Origin of the sequence: Olleya sp. Hel_I_94 (assembly GCF_007827365.1) — a bacterium.
GTDB lineage: Bacteria > Bacteroidota > Bacteroidia > Flavobacteriales > Flavobacteriaceae > Olleya.
This window is the reverse complement of record NZ_VISI01000002.1, coordinates 1,997,674-2,015,484: the sequence shown is the minus strand read 5'-3', so window position 1 is coordinate 2,015,484 and position 17,811 is coordinate 1,997,674. Positions and strand designations below refer to the sequence as shown.

13 protein-coding genes and 1 pseudogene are annotated in these 17,811 nt (G+C 31.3%); 8 read left to right on the top strand and 6 right to left on the bottom strand.

Features of this window, described 5'->3' with window-relative positions:
- Genes JM82_RS12265 through JM82_RS12250 form a run of 4 tightly spaced genes read left to right on the top strand, consistent with a single transcriptional unit; the run spans position 1 to position 2,793 of the window.
- Positions 1-684 carry a sensor histidine kinase gene (locus JM82_RS12265; protein WP_261375377.1) on the top strand — a complete coding sequence of 228 codons (684 nt, stop codon included), beginning with the start codon at positions 1-3 and terminating at the stop codon, positions 682-684.
- Positions 681-1,373: a LytR/AlgR family response regulator transcription factor gene (locus JM82_RS12260; RefSeq protein WP_145004324.1), complete on the top strand. Its 693-nt coding sequence runs from the start codon at positions 681-683 to the stop codon at positions 1,371-1,373. Before JM82_RS12265 ends, JM82_RS12260 begins: the two co-directional genes overlap by 4 nt.
- Before the next feature lie 56 nt (positions 1,374-1,429).
- Positions 1,430-2,014, top strand: coding sequence for a hypothetical protein (locus JM82_RS12255; protein ID WP_145004321.1), 585 nt, complete (start codon positions 1,430-1,432; stop codon positions 2,012-2,014).
- Complete coding sequence (locus tag JM82_RS12250; RefSeq protein ID WP_145004318.1) at positions 2,014-2,793, top strand: nitrilase family protein; 780 nt, start codon at positions 2,014-2,016, stop codon at positions 2,791-2,793. Before JM82_RS12255 ends, JM82_RS12250 begins: the two co-directional genes overlap by 1 nt.
- On the opposite strand, the gene JM82_RS12245 is transcribed toward JM82_RS12250, so the two are convergent.
- Together JM82_RS12245 and JM82_RS12240 are read right to left on the bottom strand one after the other, a co-directional pair.
- Positions 2,780-4,363, bottom strand: coding sequence for an Ig-like domain-containing protein (locus tag JM82_RS12245; RefSeq protein WP_261375376.1), 1,584 nt, complete (start codon positions 4,361-4,363; stop codon positions 2,780-2,782). The two genes, JM82_RS12250 and JM82_RS12245, sit on opposite strands and share 14 nt — an antisense overlap.
- An 87-nt stretch (positions 4,364-4,450) precedes the next feature.
- Positions 4,451-5,134, bottom strand: coding sequence for a ComF family protein (locus tag JM82_RS12240; RefSeq protein WP_145004313.1), 684 nt, complete (start codon positions 5,132-5,134; stop codon positions 4,451-4,453).
- Positions 5,135-5,287: 153 nt separating this feature from the next.
- Here JM82_RS12240 and JM82_RS12235 point away from each other — a divergent pair, with 153 nt between their 5' ends.
- The 4 genes from JM82_RS12235 to JM82_RS12220 all read left to right on the top strand — a co-directional run bounded on the left by JM82_RS12235 (position 5,288) and on the right by JM82_RS12220 (position 9,535).
- Positions 5,288-6,196, top strand: coding sequence for a hypothetical protein (locus JM82_RS12235; protein WP_145004310.1), 909 nt, complete (start codon positions 5,288-5,290; stop codon positions 6,194-6,196).
- 169 nt (positions 6,197-6,365) lie between these two features.
- The gene (locus JM82_RS12230; protein WP_145004307.1) at positions 6,366-7,271 is read left to right on the top strand and encodes a hypothetical protein; all 906 of its coding nucleotides are present in this window, start codon (positions 6,366-6,368) and stop codon (positions 7,269-7,271) included.
- Between the two features lie 116 nt (positions 7,272-7,387).
- Positions 7,388-7,945 carry a class I SAM-dependent methyltransferase gene (locus tag JM82_RS12225; protein ID WP_145004304.1) on the top strand — a complete coding sequence of 186 codons (558 nt, stop codon included), beginning with the start codon at positions 7,388-7,390 and terminating at the stop codon, positions 7,943-7,945.
- A gap of 48 nt (positions 7,946-7,993) precedes the next feature.
- The gene (locus tag JM82_RS12220) at positions 7,994-9,535 is read left to right on the top strand and encodes a glycine--tRNA ligase (protein WP_145004301.1); all 1,542 of its coding nucleotides are present in this window, start codon (positions 7,994-7,996) and stop codon (positions 9,533-9,535) included.
- 110 nt (positions 9,536-9,645) lie between these two features.
- Here the strand turns inward: JM82_RS12220 and JM82_RS12215 are convergent, their stop codons facing one another.
- The 4 genes and pseudogenes from JM82_RS12215 to JM82_RS12200 all read right to left on the bottom strand — a co-directional run bounded on the left by JM82_RS12215 (position 9,646) and on the right by JM82_RS12200 (position 17,770).
- A complete protein-coding gene (locus JM82_RS12215; RefSeq protein ID WP_145004298.1) occupies positions 9,646-10,212 on the bottom strand; it encodes a DUF3575 domain-containing protein in 567 nt (188 codons plus the stop codon).
- Between the two features lie 98 nt (positions 10,213-10,310).
- Positions 10,311-12,284 (bottom strand): heavy metal translocating P-type ATPase, encoded by a 1,974-nt coding sequence (locus JM82_RS12210; RefSeq protein ID WP_145004295.1) that lies wholly within the window; start codon positions 12,282-12,284, stop codon positions 10,311-10,313.
- 22 nt (positions 12,285-12,306) lie between these two features.
- A complete protein-coding gene (locus JM82_RS12205; RefSeq protein WP_145004292.1) occupies positions 12,307-13,452 on the bottom strand; it encodes an efflux RND transporter periplasmic adaptor subunit in 1,146 nt (381 codons plus the stop codon).
- A 4-nt stretch (positions 13,453-13,456) separates the two neighbouring features.
- Positions 13,457-17,770: pseudogene (locus JM82_RS12200) on the bottom strand (CusA/CzcA family heavy metal efflux RND transporter).
- Positions 17,771-17,811: the final 41 nt, after the last annotated feature.

Below are 17,811 nucleotides of genomic sequence, written 5' to 3'. Positions count from 1 at the left end.
ATGAAATGCTTAAGTGATTATTTATGGCAAACCTTGGTGCCTTTAATATTTTTCTCGTTTATATGGATGTTGTTTCGTTTTTTGGACGAACAAAAACAAAAAGAAGACATGATAAAACAACATACTGAAATGGAGTTAAAGTTTTTGAAATCGCAAATTAATCCACACGTATTGTTTAATAATTTAAATACGATTTATTCTTATTCTATTGAAAAACCTACCGAAACTCCAGAACTTATTTTGATGCTATCAGATAATTTAAAACACGTGTTGTATGATAGTAATGCGCAGTATGTTGATTTAGATAAAGAACTACAGTTTTTGGATAATTATATTAAGTTTCAAAAAATTAGAACCGAAGGTGTAAAGCAAATTAACTATACGACAAGTATCACATCTAATTATTTAAAAATAGGTCCATTATTGTTAATTACCATTATTGAAAACGCTTTTAAACATAGTGTTTTAAATAGTGTTATTTCTATTGAAATTATTGAGAATAACAACCTTTTAAAATGTACTTGTATTAACGATTTTGAAAATAAAATTACGGATACTACACAATTTAAAATAGGATTAATAAATTTAGAAAAACGGTTGCAATTATTATATCCAGAAAAGCACCAATTTGTAATAGAAAACTCTGATAAGTTTAAGGTTGTTTTAACACTACATTTAGTATGACTTGTATAATTATAGAAGACGAATTGCCTGCTCAAAATTTACTTAAAAATTATTTAAGTAAAATTCCTGAGTTACAATTGCTAGCTACTTTTCAGGTAGCAATGGATGCCAATAATTACTTTAAAACTAACATTGTAGATTTGGTGTTTTTAGATGTTAATTTACCTGACATTTCAGGGTTAGATTTTATAAAAACGGTAAAAAATCCACCAGCAATTATTATGACTACTGCTTATCCAGAATATGCGGTTAGCAGTTTTGAGTTGGATACCATAGTGGATTATTTGGTCAAACCCTTTGGTTTTGATCGATTTTTAAAGGCTGTAAATAAGGCTGAAGACCGATTTTTAAAACAAGATGTTGTTAATCCAACTACTGAAGATTCTATTTTTTTAAATGTGGATAAAACACTTCATAAAATAATTTTAAAAGATATTTTATTTTTAGAATCTGATAGAAACTATATTACTATTACCACTATAACACAAAAACTATCCTTTATAGATTCACTTAAAAACTGGATCGAAAAACTACCTAGTACTCAGTTTGTACAAATCCATAAATCATTTATTATAAACACTAAAAGTGTGACTAAAATCTCAGGGAATGAAATCTTTATAACAACCCACAGATTACCTATTGGAAGAACTTATAAAGGTGAGTTACTTAAAAAGTTAAGAATACTTTAAACTAGATTATTTTGTAGGAAATTCTCCTTACTTTTACTTTCTAATTTATTATTAAAATGAAGACAATAAAAATACTTTTAATACTACTAATTACAGTAGTATCTCATACACTAATTGCTCAAGAAGTTACTTTTGATAATCAAGCTTATGTGGTAAAAAACAAAGTTATTAGCTTAAATGGTAAAGATGTTTCTGAAACATTAACTGAATCTCAAAAAATAGAAATTTATAATTTGGCAGACACCAAGAAAGCTGAAATTAAAGCTGCAGAAAAAGCAGTTAAAGCAGCAGATAAGGAAAAACGTCAAAAAGAAAAGCAAGCTAAAGCTGAAGCAAGAGAAGTTAAGGCGCAAGAAAGAGAACGTAAAGCTGCAGAAAAGGAACGTAAAAGATCTGAGAAAGCTAGAAAAAAATCGGAGAAAGCGCGTCAAAAAATAGAAAAGGCTAATGCTAAAATAGAAAAAGCAGAAAGCAACTTGGAAAAAGCTAATGCTAAATTAGAAAAAGAAACTAAAAAATATCAAAAGCTTGAAGCTAAAGGAAAGCTGTCTCCTAATGACATTGATAAATGGGAAGGTAAACTTGAAAAGTTAAGATCAAATATTACTAAGGCAGAACAAAAACTGAATAAATTAAAGTAGTGGACACTGTATTAAATATTGCAATTATTCAGTCTGATTTGGTTTGGGAAAATCCTGAACAAAACAGACTGAATTTTTCAGAAAAAATAAATGCAATATCTGATACTGTAGATTTAATTGTTTTACCAGAAATGTTTACTTCTGGATTTACTATGTTTCCGCAATTTGTTGCAGAAGCTATGGATGGTAAAACCATACAATGGATGCAGTCCTTAGCAAAAGCAAAAAATGCAGCAATAGTTGGTAGCTTGGTTATAAAAGTGGATGATAATTACTATAATAGACTAGTTTTTGTACATCCTAATGGACTTATTGATACTTATGACAAGCGACATACGTTTACGTTGGCAGGAGAGGATAAAGTATATAAAAAAGGGAATCAAAAACTAATAATAAACTACAAAGGTTTTAAGATTAGACCTTTAATTTGTTACGACTTGCGCTTTCCGGTTTGGTCCAGAATCTCTGAGGATTATGACGTGCTTTTATACGTGGCAAATTGGCCTAAAAAAAGGATTAAAGCTTGGGATACTTTGTTACAAGCAAGAGCAATAGAAAATATGAGCTATTGTATTGGTGTAAATAGGGTAGGATTGGATGCTAATAATTTTGAGTATCCAGGACACTCTGCTGTATATGATGCTTTAGGTGAAAAATTGGTAGATGTCAACCCAAATACCGAAGCTGTTAAGCTAGTGGCTTTAACTAAATTTCATGTAGATGCTACCAGGAAAAAACTACGTTTCTTGGACGATAAAGATGGTTTTATTTTAGAATAAATTCTTCAATTAATTCCCAGCCAACTCTAACCTCAATAGGTTTTTCAGAATAGCTTACACGCTCTGGGTTTTTAGAAGTTAAATAGACTCCTGTATCATATATTTTATTTTTGTTGGAGTCAAAAATAGCTCTTATATAATACTTGTTAGGTTTAACTAAATAGAAATCTAAGGGTTCTGGTTTGGTGATATACTTTTCGTATTTAACCTCGTTTTTGTCATCTACTAATTGCACAATCAAAGGGTAAACACCATTTTTAATATTGACACGTACGTTTCCTAAACTAGATGCTTTAACGGTAGATAAGTTAAAGTTTAAAGTGTCATTAGTATTGTCAAAAAAGTCGGTTACAGCATTTGGTAACAATCGGACTTTGTATTTGTTGTCTTCTTTTTTATCAAATAAAACCTCTATTGTATTTTGTAATGTATCTAACTTAGTTGTAAAAGCAACATTAGTTGAGTCTTTATCCATGATACTAATTTGATTTTTGTCAAATTTGGTAATCGGGATATTTGCCGAAATTTTTAAAGTTTCAATAAAATCTATATTGCTATTAGGTGTCGCTTTAAGTAATAACGAATCTTTTTTATTGTTCTTAATTCTAACCGTAAAGGTGTCAATTTTAGTTTTGTAACTAACTTTAAAAACTAATGAGTCTACTTCTAGTTTAGGTTTGTAAAAGTAGTTTAAACTGTCGGTTTCTTGATCTTTATAGTAGCTTGACGTGTAATCTGCAGGAACCTCTGACAATAGATCAATACTCATGTTTTTGTAATCTTTACCTTCAAAACCAAATATGATTTTTTCGCCAGAAACTAGTTTGGGTTTTTCTGCTTTATAATTTATTTCTTCTTTAAATAATTTTAATTCGTAAAAAGCAGAACTGTCTGTTGATACAGTAATAAATTCTTCTTTAAAACCAATTTTATCTGTTTTTTGGTCAAACTTATTATTGCTGTTATTGTCTTTTAAAGCAATTAGTTTGTAAGTTCCTGCTTTTAAGTTTTCTAACGTAAAATTTGTGGTACTATCTAAAGTGTTGGTTACGTATTTTGGATTTTTTTTATAGACAACAGAGTCTGTGTAAGTGGAATCCTTTTCATATAAATTAACAGATATAAAAGGGTCTGTGGTGCGGTTTAATGCATCCATTACTTTACCTTTTACTTTTAAAGAATCTATATAATCACCTGTAGAAAACACATATTTATAATACGTGTATGGATTTTCTTCGTTGTTGTCTACTATACTATTACCAAAATTAAAAGCATAGGTGGTATTTGGTTTTAAAGTATCAAATATTTTAATTTTTATAAAGTCGCTAGAGCTTCCTAATGGTGTTATCTCTGGCGTGATATCCATTGGTGGCGAAATAATAAGCTGTTTAGACAGATTTTTAATTTTAATATACTCGTCAAAATAGATTCTTATTTCTTTACTATTAAAGTTTGTAGAGTAATTTTTAGGAAATGTTTTTGTAATTTTTGGAGGCGTAATATCTGGTTCTCCTCCACTAATATTTCCTCTATTAGCACAATTGATAAAAGAGAGCGCTATAGCGCACAAAAAACAAAAATTTAAAAAACGATTTTGCATACTAATTTAAATGAAGATACAAATTAACAACTTATTATTCGTTTAACGAAAAATGCCTTAAGCTATTGCCATAGCAGCAATACTTATTTTTATGTTTTTAGCTTTATTTAATTCTATAATACAGGCTTCTAAGGTGTTTCCTGTGGTAATAATGTCATCAACTAACAAGATATGCTTGTTGTGTAGTTTTTCTAGTTCTTTTACAGCAAAAGCTTCATTGTTTAATTCCCAACGTTCTAATCTAGTTTTTCGCGCTTGAGATTTTGATGGATTTGTAATCTTAATCAAAAGGTCTTCATTAAAATCCGTATTAAGTAATGTTGCAATATTTTGACCAAACTTGGAGACCTGATTATAGCCTCTTTTTTTAATTTTTTTTGGATGTAATGGTACAGGAATTACTACATCTATAGCTTGATATTCGTGGTTAGATTTTAGCTCTTCGCCTAGCCAATCACCTAAAAATGACCCTATAGCTTCATTTTTACCATATTTTAATTGGTGTAGTAAATGTTGTACTATTCCTTTTTTTTCAAATCGTAGTAACGCTGTTGCAGATTCTATTTTTGCACGACCATAGAAGACGTTTTTAACAAAAGGGTCTTGAGTTAAATGGAAGTTTGTAGTAGGCAGATTATGTCTACAGTTGGTACATAAAAAAGATTCGTTGTCTGTTAAAGTGTCCTTACAAGCATTACATACCAAAGGGAAAAACAAATTGGCTAAAGCTTTTAAACTCATGTTTACGATTAAAGATTATGGATTAAAAATTAATACTAAATAGATATAAAAAGCTATAATAGTCTAGTTTTTAGTGAAAAACATGTTCAAGTTATCGAAAAATTCTTACAATTCCATTAATTTATATTATTTTAGTGATAATTATTAAAACTCATGATTATTAAACCCCAAACCTATAATCTTAAGTTAGTTATCATTGCGCTACTAACTATGCTATGTGCGCTTGGTTTATATAGTTATTATAATTACAGCTCTTTAAATCAATATAAAAACTTTCTTGTAGATGAAAATGCTTTAATAGAAGCAGAGCTTAATCAATTATCAATGGATTTTAATGCACTTAAAACGGATAACCAATTATTAAGTGATAGACTAGAGCAATCCAAGATTAAAATCATTCGTATTTTGGATTCTGTTAAGCATATAACACCAGATATTAAGCTGTTAAACCATTACAAAAAACAATTGCAAGCTATAAAACTTGAAAATTCTAAAATATTAGAATTAGTTAATCAATTAAATAAAGAAAATAAAGTACTACAAGAAGAGGCACGATTAGCTGATGAAGCATTGGATAAAACGATGTTACAATCTAAATCTTTAAAGCAACAAAATAGAGCTTTGTCAAAACTTAATACTGACTATTTAAATGAAATAGATAAAGCAAAAATGATAAGTATTAGTGATATCTATGTTGAAGGTGTCAAACGTATCACCAACAGTGGAAATATTAAAACAACCACAGCTGCAAAACGCGTTAAGATGCTAAATATTTGCTACACAGTGGCTAAAAATGACATAGCTACACAAGGTAAAAAAGAATTATATTTTCAGGTGTTAGATCCTAAAAATAACGTAATTGCTTATAAAGGAGATATTACTATTAGTGATACTTCCTTGATGTACAGTCAACTGGATGTTATTAATTATAATAATAATAGTTTGCAGACATGTGTTTTTATTAACCTTTCTGATAACGAAATTTTATTAAAAGGAGAATATTATATAACCATATATCATGATAATCAATTAATTGGAAGTGCTAAAACAACTTTTAATTAGTGTAAAATATAAATATTAATCCATTTATTAAAAAACGCTAAGTGCAGAAGTGCACGAGGCGTTTTTTTTGATTTTAAGAGAGTTAAACAATTTTTTTACCTCTTCATCGATTTTAAATTGACACCTTAATAAATAACAATATTTTTATTTTTTAAAATAAAATTAAATCATGTTAATTTTTCCTCATACATATAACTATAGGATAATTATAGGCTCATTGATTGTTGTTTTTGTAATATTAGGATCTTACACGTTTTCTAACTATAATCAATTAGTAGATTATAAAACATACGTGTCTCAAGAAAAAAAACTATTAGAAAACGAATTATCAGATATGGTAATACGTTATGATAATATTAAAGTGGATAATGATTCACTTCGTAATAAATTACAACAGTCAAAACTTAATGTAGCGCATATTCTAGATTCTATAAAAACATTGCAGCCAAGCGCTTCATTATTATCATTATATCGTTCTAAAATTAATCTTTTACAAAAAGAAAATGCAGCATTTTTAAATGTTGTATCTACACTTAAGACAGAAAACAACCGTTTAGCATCTCAAAACGAAGCTGTTACACAAAACTTAAAAGTAGCAAAAAACAATACCTCAAGTTTATCTACTAAAAATAAAGGATTGGCTACTGCTAACGCTAAAATGTCGACTGCTTTAGACAAAGCAAGTCTTTTAAGCATAGCCTCTTTAGACGCAAAAGCAGTAAAACGAGTTACTAAAAAACGCATAGTAAGCACATCAAATGCTAGTAAAGCTAATAAGCTATATGTATCATTTACGTTGGATAAAAATAAATTAGCAACAACAGGAGTAAAAGATTTATACATTCAAATTTTAAATCCTAATAATAATGTTGTAGCAGACCAAGGATCAATATCGTTTGGAGAGCAGTCATTAATATTTAGTAAAAAAATTAAAGTTGACTATAAAAACGAAGCTATTGACGTTAATACATTAATAACTACGGATTTGGATGAGCCTTTAACTAAAGGCGTCTATTTTGTAAACGTGTTTTACGATAATACAAGACTAGGAAGCACCTCTATAATGCTTAAGTAATAGTTAAACAATAATTAAATAGCACCATTGTCGTTTATAATGGTTTTAATTTAGCATTTTATATCAAATAATAAAAAAGCTTATATTCGTTTATATTATCTCTAAAAACCCCTTTTTTGAACAAAATAAATTTTTTAAAAGAATCCTTAAAAAGCTTAAAAACTTCAGGTACTTTGTTTCCAAGCTCTAGATTCTTAGCATCAAAACTATTAAAAGGGATAGATTTTAGTACTGCTAAACTAATAGTGGAGTTTGGTCCAGGTAATGGTGTCATTACTAAAGAGATTTTAAAACGATTACAACCAGACGCCAAGCTGATTAGCTTTGAAATTAATGAAACCTTTTACAAAGATTTATTAAAAATAGAGGATCCAAGGTTTATTGTTTCTAAACAATCTGCCGACAAAGTACAAGAGGTAATTAAGCAACATGGTTTTACAACTACAGACTATATTGTTTCCAGTTTGCCTTTAACAAACATTCCTAAGCCAATTACTCAAATTATTATGGATAGTGCCTTTAAAAGTTTAAACTCAAAAGGCTACTTTTTTCAGTTTCAGTACAGCTTGACATACTACGCAGCATTAAAAGAAAAATTTAATGGCAATATTACATTAGGTTTTGAGCCATTAAACGCACCTCCAGCATTTATTTATACTTGTCAAAAAGACTAATCAATTTTTGGTTGTACACTTTTATTTATCGTTTATCTTTGTACTATTATGGCAAACAACGACGATCAATTTAAAAAAGTAATCTCTCACGCAAAGGAGTATGGTTACGTATTCCAAAGTAGTGAAATCTATGATGGACTTAGCGCAGTTTACGACTACGCTCAAAATGGAGCAGAATTAAAGAAAAACATACGTGACTATTGGTGGAAAGCAATGGTACAGATGAATGATAATATTGTTGGTATCGATGCAGCAATATTTATGCATCCAACAACTTGGAAAGCCTCAGGACACGTAGATGCCTTTAGTGACCCATTAATAGACAACAAAGATTCTAAAAAAAGATATAGAGCAGACGTTTTAGTAGAGGACTATTGTGCTAAAATTGAAGCAAAAATCGATAAAGAAGTCGCTAAAGCGGAAAAACGTTTTGGCGAAGCTTTCAATAAACAAGAATTTATTTCTACCAATCCTAGAGTTTTAGGTTATCAAGAAAAAATTGATACCATATTAAAACGCTTAGGAAAATCTTTAGAAGCTGAAGATTTAGCAGATGTTAAAGCTTTAATTGAAGAGCTAGACATTGCTTGTCCTTTATCAGGAAGTAGAAACTGGACAGACGTCAAGCAATTTAACCTAATGTTTGGTACCAAACTTGGTGCTACAGCAGAGACTGCAATGGATTTGTATTTACGTCCAGAAACAGCTCAAGGTATTTTTGTAAACTTTTTAAATGTGCAAAAAACGGGAAGAATGAAAATTCCTTTCGGAATTGCTCAAACAGGTAAAGCGTTTAGAAATGAGATTGTTGCAAGACAATTTATTTTTAGAATGCGTGAGTTTGAACAAATGGAAATGCAATTTTTTATTAAACCAGGCACACAAAAAGAATGGTTTGATTACTGGAAAGAAACCAGATTAAAATGGCATAAGTCTTTAGGTTTAGGTGAAGACAACTACCGTTTTCATGACCATGAAAAATTAGCACATTACGCAGACGCTGCAACAGATATCGAGTTTAAATTTCCGTTTGGTTTTAAAGAATTAGAAGGAATCCACTCGCGTACTGATTTTGATTTAAAACAACACGAAGAATTTTCAGGAAAAAAACTTCAGTATTTTGATCATGAAGACAACGCAAGTTATACACCATATGTTTTAGAAACGTCTATTGGTTTAGATAGAATGTTTTTAGCAGTATTTTCAAATTCATTAATGGACGAGACTTTAGAAGATGGTAGTGTTAGAACGGTTTTAAAACTACCAGCAGTCTTAGCTCCAGTAAAAGCAGCAGTTTTTCCGTTAGTTAAAAAAGATGGTTTACCAGAAATAGCTAAACAAATTATTGAAGATCTTAAATGGGACTTTAATGTGTTTTATGACGAAAAAGATGCGGTTGGTAAGCGTTACAGACGTCAAGATGCTAATGGTACACCATTTTGTATTACAGTAGATCACGACACTTTAACGGATAACACGGTTACTATTAGACATAGAGACACAATGGAACAAAAACGTGTTAAGATTGAAGATTTAAAAGACTTAATCAAAGCTGAGGTTGATGTGAAGCATTGGTTAATGAAAATGTAATAATAGAGTACACGTTTAAATAACAAGATTAATGTGTTATTTAAATTGATATAAATAAAAAAGCTTCAGATATTTCTGAAGCTTTTTTTTTATGTCTTTAATATAAATATTTAAAATCTAAAGCCCAGTGAAATTCCACCACGACCTACAACTTCAAGATCACTATTTCCTAGTAGATCTCTCCCAATTCCTAAATAAATTTCTGCAACAAAACCACGGTTGCTTACAGCTTTAAAACCTGTTGAAAGTCCTATAGCTAAATCAGTGTAGTTTTCATCTTTAAAATCGCCTCCTAAGCTTGGGTTATTGTCATCATATAGGATGTAAATATTATTGTTTTCTTCTCCTGTATGTAACATTGTAAAGCCTTCGACAAAAAACCCTTCAGCATATTGTTTAGAAAAATAATGTCTGTAGTAAGGTGTTATAGAAAATTTTCGGTATTCGTCTAACCCATCATCATTATCGTCAGAAAAATTATAAAGCACACTAACACCAACTGCAGATTCTTCGTTAAGTGCTTTTTCATAAGTAATGTCTAAAAATTTAAATATGATTATATTGGTCATATTTAGTTTTAGTTCATTTTGTTTCTCATCAGATACCTCTTGCTTTTCTTGAGCAAACCCATAAAAAGAAGTCAATAATAAAACGAATAATAAAAGTGTTTTTTTCATAAATTAGGTTGATTGATTAAAGCGTATAACTTATCAAAAGCCATACCATTAGTAGATGATAAATGTAATAAATGGTTGCGTAAATAAGAATAGTATTATTAATCTTCCTTATAAGCCAATAAGCGTAAAGCATTTAAAACAACGACTATGGTTGATCCTTCATGAAACAAAACTGCCAATCCAATATTGGTTAATCCTAAAATTGTAACAGGAACAAGTATAGCGACAACACCTAAGCTTATAAAAATATTCTCTTTAATAATGCGTTTAGATGCTCTACTTAACCCAATAACAAAAGGTAAGTTTTCTATTTTGTCAGACATTAAAGCGACGTCTGCGGTTTCTAAAGCCACATCACTTCCTGCTGCTCCCATAGCAACACTTACAGTGCTTAAAGCCATTGCTGGAGCATCATTTACACCATCTCCAACCATAGCAATTTTCCCGTCTGTTGCTAATAAATTTTTGATAGCTTTTACTTTATCTTCTGGTAATAAGTTTCCTTTTGCTTCGGTTAATCCTATTTGTTGTGCAATAGCATCACCAACATTTTGATGATCTCCAGTTAGCATAATCATGCGTTTTATGCCAATTGCTTTTAGCCTTTTTAATGTGCTTTCTGCTGTTTGTCTTGGCGTATCCATAACGCTAATTATACCTATTACTTCATTTTTTAAAGCAACCAACATAACGGTATGACCATGTTGTAAAAGACCATCCATTGTTGTGATTACAGAATCTTGAACAGTAATGCCTTCATCTTGCATTAATTTTAGATTACCAATAAACACTTTGGCATTGTTGTAAGAGGCTGTAACTCCTTTTCCTTGTATGGCTTCACTATTTTTAGCAACGCCTTTAAATTGGATATTATGTAGTTTTTCAATATCCTTTGCTATTGCTTTTGCTAGTGGATGATTACTTAAATTTTCTACCTCTAAAACAATTTGTAGAAATTTATTTTCATCAAAATTATTTAAAGCAATCACATTGGTTAATTTTGGCTTTCCTTCGGTTAGGGTTCCTGTTTTATCAAACGCAATTGTGGTAATGCTTCCTAAATCTTCTAATGCTTTTCCGCCTTTAATTAAAACGCCTTTTTGTGCTGCTCTTGCAATTCCGCTAAGGACTGCACTTGGTGTAGATATTGCCAAAGCACAGGGGCTTGCTGCTACCAAAACAGTTATGGCTCTGTACAAACTTTCACTAAACGTTTCGTCTATAATTAGGTAGACAAAGCATAATAAAACAACTACAATAATTACTATTGGCACATACCATTTTTCAAATTTTTTGGTTAAACGTTGGGTTGGCGATTTTTGGGTTTCTACCTCGCTAACCATTTTAATTAATCGCGCGACTGTGGAGTCGTGGCTTAGTTTTAAAACATGTACTTCAATGGTGCTATCTCCATTTATAGTACCTGTAAACGCAATGTGTTTTTTATCGATGTGCTTAAACTCAGGTAACTTGTCTAAAGATGGGATTGCTGTTTTGTCAACAGGCATACTTTCTCCAGTTATTGGTGCTTGATTAATGCTGCTGTTTCCAGATATAATTACACCATCTGCTGCAATTTTAGTGTTTGGTTTGACTACGATTATATCTCCAATTTTTAAATTTTCAATTGGTGTTTCAATAAGCTGATTCCGGTTTTTTACTAATGCTACTTTAGGAGATAAATCACTTAGTGCTTCAATAGATTTTTTTGCCTTATTCATCGCGTAATGTTCCAGCGCATGACCTAAACTAAATAAGAAAAGAAGCAAAGCGCCTTCTGCCCAACTGCCAATGTAAGCTGCTCCAATCGCAGCAGCAATCATTAAAAAATCAATATCAAATTGGCCTTTTGGTAGTTTTGCTCCAGCTTCAATTGTTATAAAATAACCACCAAAAAAGTAAGCAATTATATAACTTGAGAGCGATGCCCAAGTTGGTAAATCGGTTAGTTTTGCTAGGGTAAAACCAGTCACTAAAAAAATACCACAAAGTATTGCAAAATACAGCTCTGTTTTTTTGCCAAAAATCAAATTATGGCTGTGGTTGTGTGCTTCGTTAGTGTGTTTTTCCATTTAGATTACTCTATGATTATTGTTAATGACTGTGTCCTCCTTCGCCATTATTTAGTAACATATTTGTGCCTTTTGTCACTATTTGTTTATCCTTTAAAACTTCAGAATTTAAAATTTCGACATAGTCTTCAGTTTGTTTTCCAAGTTCTAATTTAAACTTTTTAAAATGAAATTCATTTGTATTTTCTTCTTCTAAAATTAAAACAAAAAATTCATTATCAACTTCAATTAGTGCTTCTTTTGGCAAACCGAATCCTTTTTTACTATCTATAATAATATCAGCATCTACAAACATCCCAACAATAAAATTTTCCTTGTCGTTATCTACGTGTCCATGTACTTTTACGCGTCGTGTTTGTTCATCAATTGTAGTACCAACCAAATGCACTTCTGCTTCAAAGGTTTTGTCCGAAGCTTCAGGAATTTTAAACAGGATTTTTTGACTTTTTTTAATTTGCATAATGTCTTTTTCAAAGACTGATAACTCTAAGTGAATATGGTCAATATCTACAATTTCCATGATAACATCGCTAGGCGAAACATAGGTTCCGTTACTAATATTAACCTTTGTAACATGACCAGAAATTGGTGCATATAAATTTACAGTGGAAGAAATATGTCCTTGCTCCACGCTACTAGGATTAATGTTTAGCATTTGTAATTTTTTACGCAGTCCGTTATAATGTGCAAGGTTACTTTTGTAAGCGCTTTCGGCTTTTAAGTAGTTCTTTTCTGAAGTAATTTTTTCTTCAAACAATGTTTTTTGTCTGTTGAATTCAGATTTTAAATAATTTAATTGCTCTGAAACTTCTAAGTAGTTTTGCTGAATCTCAACAAATTCCGGATTTTCCAAGGTGACTAAAAGTTGTCCTTTTTTTACGCTATCTCCAATTAGCAAAGGTGTTTTTGTGATGTAGCCACCAGAAAAAGTAGAAACGCTAGATTTGTTGTGTGGAGGCACATCAATCATTCCGTTTACTTTTACGGTTTCATTAAAATCATATTCCTTTAATGTTCCAAAAGCCATTTTTTCGCCTTCAAACTGTGCTTTTGTAATGGTGATGTCGTCATTATGTGATTCTGTTGCAGGAACTAGTTCTATTGTTTTTTCTGAATTTCCGCAGGCTACTAAAACCAGCGAAAATAATAGGATATATATCTTGTTCATCTCTTTATAGTGTTAAGTGATTGATGGTAATTACGGTTTGATTGTATTGATTTAATTGCTCTAAATAGCTAAGCTGAATGTCTTTTGCGGTTTCTAAACTTTGGATGTATTGAAAGAAATCGATCTCACCTTCTTTAAAAGTTCTATTTGCTGTTTTTATAATTTCTTCGGAAAGGGTTTTCCCTTGCGTTTCATAATAATTAATAGCGTCTTCGTACTGCTGAAGCTTTGCCAATAACGATTGGTATTCTGCATTTAATTTAACTTGATAATCTTGTTTTTGTTCGACAATAATATCTTGTGCGATTTTTGAAGCTCTAATTTTAGAGCGTTGACCACCAAATAAAACAGGGATTTTAAGACCTAATTGATAGCCTTTTATATTGTCGTTTAGAGTGCTATTTGTACCCTGAAAATATTCCGCATTTAAATCTGGAAGTAAGCTTTGTCTTTCTAATTTAGTTTGTGCTTTTTGATAATTAATAGTCGCATCAAAAATGGATAATCCCACATTTTGATTAACAGATAATTGCGCTACTTCTAGTTTTTGGAGCAAACCATTTTCAATAGTAAGAGAATCTACTTGCACCATTTTTTTAAGTTGCTGGTTGTATAAAACAACTTCTTGAAGCGATTGTTTATAGAGTGTTTCCAACTGTTTCTGTTTGGATTGTGCAGTTATCATTTCTAGATAATTAGTTTCACCTAACTCAAAACGACGCTTTGCTTTTTGTGCAAAATCTTTATACAAGCTGTCTAAATATTTATAGTTTTTGGCTTTGTTTTTAGCATAACTTAATTGGTAATAATTAGCATAAACCTGCTTTCTTATTTGCTGTAATTGCAAACTAAAATTTGCTTCTTGTAAACTTACTTTAGATTCGTTTACTTTCTTTTCAGCAAAATAAACCGTTGGAAATTTAAAATCTTGTGAGATTCCGAAAACCTTAAGAGGCTCATTGTTTATTGCTAAATTACTTTCGTCATAATTATAATAAACACTCGTTTTATCAAAGGTAAAAGCCGAATTCACTAACGCATTAGATTGGTCAATTTTTAAGTTTTCAGCTTTTAAATTGGCATTGTTTTCAATTGCTACAGCTAAAGTTTCTTCTATAGTTAAGGGTTTATTTTGTGCTTGAATACTAAAAGTAAATAGCAAAATAAGTATTGTCGTTATTGATTTTTTATTCATTTTAAGTGCTTTTTTTTCTTCAAACCAAGCGTATAAAACGGGTAATACTACTAAGGTTAGTAAAGTTGCAGTAACCAAACCACCAATAACAACCGTTGCTAAAGGACGTTGTACTTCTGCACCAGCATTTGTAGAAATAGCCATAGGTAAAAAACCTAATGCTGCAGCTGCTGCGGTAAGTAAAACTGGTCGTAAACGTTCTGATGTTCCTTTTTTGATACGATCGGTTATATTGCTATAACCTTCCGCTTTAAGCGTTTTAAAATGCTCGATTAATACAATTCCGTTTAGTACTGCAATTCCAAATAGGGCAATAAAACCAACACCTGCAGATATACTAAAAGGTAAATCTCTAGCCCATAATAAAAGAATACCACCAACTGCAGATAGAGGGATTGCAGAATATACAATAAGAGCTTCTTTAACCGAGTTGAACGCAAAATATAGGAGGATAAAAATTAACACTAATGCCACAGGAACAGCAACTAATAAGCGGTCTTTTGCACTTTGTAAGTTTTCAAATTGTCCGCCATAAGTAATAGTGTAACCGACAGGTAGTTTTAACTTGCTTTCTATAATTTGTTGCACGTCGTTTACAACAGATTGTAAATCTCGGTTTCTAACGTTAATACCAACTACAATACGACGTTTGGTGTCGTCTCTAGATATTTGAGCAGGACCAGTTGTATAGCTAATTTCTGCTAATTCGCTAAGCGGAATTTTATTTCCATTGGGTGTATCTACATATAAGTTTTGAAGACTTTCAATGTTTTTTCTGTTATTTTCTTGAAGTCTAAGGACTAAGTCAAAACGTTTTTCACCTTCAAAAACACTTCCTGCGGTTTTACCAGCAAATCCCATGGAAATAACATCGTTTAAATCGGAAATATTAAGTCCATAACGCGCTATTTTGCTTCGGTTAAATTTCACACTCATTTGTGGTAAGCCTTCTACTTTTTCGACTGAGATATCTGCAGCACCTTCTACATTTTCAATTAGTCTTTTAATTTCATCTGCTTTATTAGCTAAAACGGTTAAATTTTCTCCAAAAATTTTAATAGCTACATCAGCACGAACACCTGTAACTAGCTCGTTAAAACGCATTTCTATAGGTTGGGTAAATTCTACTTCCATTCCTGGAATTACGGTTAAGGCTTCTTTAAATTTATCTGCTAATGCATCTTTACTTTTTGCAGAGGTCCATTCTTTTTTAGGTTTCAGTTTTATAATAACATCACTTTCTTCCATAGACATTGGGTCTGTTGGTACTTCTGCAGCGCCAATTCGTGTCACTACTTGGTCTACTTCAGGGAAGTTGTCTAAAAGAATTTGCTCAATTCTTGTCGTGATTTCTATCGTTTTTCCTAAGGAAGTTCCGGTTTTTAATACAGGTTGAATAACAAAATCACCTTCGTCTAAAGTGGGTACAAATTCGCCTCCCATTTTACTAAAAATCCAAATGCTTGACGCTAGTAAAATTGTCGATAACACGATGACTATCTTCTTGTTGGACAACGCCCAGTTTATAATTGGTTTGTAGCCTCTATTTAGAAATTTCATTAATCTAACAGAAATGTTTTTTGCAGACTGTTTACTAGGTTTTAAAAACAAAGAAGACACTACAGGAACATAGGTTAAACATAAAATCATGGCGCCTATTAAAGCAAAGCTGAAAGTCATTGCCATAGGTTTAAACATTTTGCCTTCAATACCACTTAAAGACAAGATTGGAATAAACACGATTAAGATTATTAATTGCCCAAAAATGGCAGAATTCATCATTTTTGATGCGCTTTTTAGTGTTATTTGGTCAATTTCGGCTTGTTTTTCTGTTTTGTTAATTTCTGAAAAGTGCGCTGCTTTCGACATAATTTGAAACGCAATAAACTCGACAATAATAACTGCGCCATCAATGATAATTCCAAAATCGATAGCACCTAAACTCATTAAATTGGCATCTACTCCAAATTGACGCATTAAAATTATTGCAAACAATAAACTTAACGGTATAACCGAAGCAACAACCAAACCAGAGCGCCAATTACCGAGTAGTAAAACCACCACAAAAATGACGATTAAGGATCCAAGTATTAAATTTTCGGCAACGGTAAATGTGGTTTTTCCAATCAGTTCGCTTCGTTCTAAAAAACCATTAATATAAACACCTTCTGGCAATGTGCTTTGTATGGATGCCACACGTTCTTTTACAGTGTCAATAACTTCTTTAGAGTTACCATCTTTAAGCATCATTATTTGACCTAATACTTTTTAGCCTTCACCATTACCTGTAATGGCTCCAAAACGTGTAGCGCTTCCAAAGCCAACATTAGCAACATCTTTAATGTAAATTGGTGCGCCATCATTTTTAACGACTATGTTCTCAATATCTTTTAAAGAGCCTACTAAACCTTCACCACGAATAAAAAAGGCTTGCTCATTTTTTTCGATATAACCACCTCCAGAAACACTGTTGTTTTTTTCTAAAGCGTCGTAAATTTCTGCAATAGAAATATTCATTGCAGTTAGTTTGTTTGGGTTGATAGCAACTTCGTATTGCTTTAAAAATCCGCCCCAAGTATTCACTTCAACTACACCGGGAATTCCTGATAATTGACGCTTTACAATCCAATCTTGGATGGTACGCAAATCGGTTGTGGTATACTTGTCTTCAAAACCAGGTTTTACATCTAAAATGTACTGATAAATTTCGCCCAAACCAGTCGTTATTGGACCCATTTCTGGAGTACCGAAACCTTCTGGTATTTTCTCGGAAGCGGATTTTATTTTTTCGGCAATAAGTTGTCTTGGTAAAAAGGTTCCCATGTCGTCATTAAAAACTATGGTTACCACAGACAACCCAAATTTTGAAACCGATCGAATCTCTTCAACACCTGGTAAATTAGCCATTTCAAGCTCTACAGGATAGGTTATAAATTGCTCTACATCTTGCGTAGATAAATTGCGCGATGTAGTAATAACCTGTACTTGATTATTGGTAATATCTGGAACAGCACCAATGGGTATTTTGGTCAAAGAGAAAATACCGAAGCCAACAATAAAGGCTGTAAATAGGAATATAATCAGCTTGTTTTTTAAGCTGAATTTTATGATGTTTTCTAACATAATTCATAAAAATTAAGAAATAATAAAATGCCTATTTTAAG